The 1,092-nt window shown below is 37.1% G+C and carries 1 protein-coding gene; it reads left to right on the forward strand.

Translation table 11 applies throughout. The annotated features are described in order from the left end of the window. Positions 1-1,090: GntP family permease (locus KHW44_RS09935; protein WP_304068987.1), on the forward strand; the 1,090-nt coding region annotated here is incomplete at its 5' end. Positions 1,091-1,092 lie beyond the last annotated feature (2 nt).

The raw sequence follows: 1,092 nt of genomic DNA on the forward strand, positions 1-1,092 counted from the left end.
ATCAATGATGAGTTCAGTTCTAAGAATTATGACAAGTGGTATTTTGGCAGGCTGTTTGGTTAAAACGGGCGCCGCAGAAAAAATCGCCGACACGATTATAAAAAAATTAGGCGAACAAAAAGCTTTGATTGCTATTGCGATTTCTACGATGATTATCTGTGCTGTCGGAGTTTTCATCGACATTTCAGTTATCACTTGTGCGCCAATCGCACTTGCTGTTGGTAAGAAATCAAATCTTTCAAAATCAAGCATTTTATTGGCTATGATTGGTGGAGGAAAAGCGGGTAACGTAATCAGCCCTAACCCAAACACTATTGCAACTGCTGAAGGCTTCAAATTAAATCTAACATCTTTGATGTATGTGAATATCATTCCTGCAATTTGTGCATTAATCGTAACGATTATTATCGCAATGGCATTAGCAAAAAAGAAAACAGATGTCATTGATTCAAGTGATTTAGAATCTTCTGAAAGAACAAATTTGCCAAGTTTCTTCGCATCAATTATTGGTCCAGTTACTGTAATTGTATTATTGGCACTTAGACCAATCGCGAAAATCACAATCGATCCGTTAATTGCACTTCCTTTGGGAGGATTCGTGTGCTTATTGGCTACAAAAGAAACTAAAAATACCAAAGAATATGTCAACTACGGTTTCTCAAAAATAATCGGAGTTTGTGCACTTTTAATCGGTACGGGAACAATCGCAGGAATTATCAAAAATTCAACACTACAAACAGATATGATTAATTTGATTACTGCATTTAATTTACCAGCATTCATTCTTGCTCCAGTAGCAGGTATTTTAATGGGTGGTGCAACAGCAAGTACAACTGCTGGAAGTACAATAGCATCTCAAACATTCGCCAAATCATTAATTGATGCAAATGTAACTGCACTAAACGCAGGTGCTATGGTTCATGCTGGTGCGACAGTTATCGACTCACTTCCTCACGGATCATTCTTCCATGCAACTGGTGGATCTGTCAAAATGTCTATCGCTGACAGATTAAAAATCATTCCTTACGAAGCAGCCGTAGGTTTGACGACTACAATCGCATCAGTATTAGTATATTTAATTACAAAATAATT

The sequence above is a fragment of the Finegoldia magna genome, assembly GCF_018371055.1.
Lineage (GTDB): Bacteria > Bacillota > Clostridia > Tissierellales > Peptoniphilaceae > Finegoldia > Finegoldia magna_I.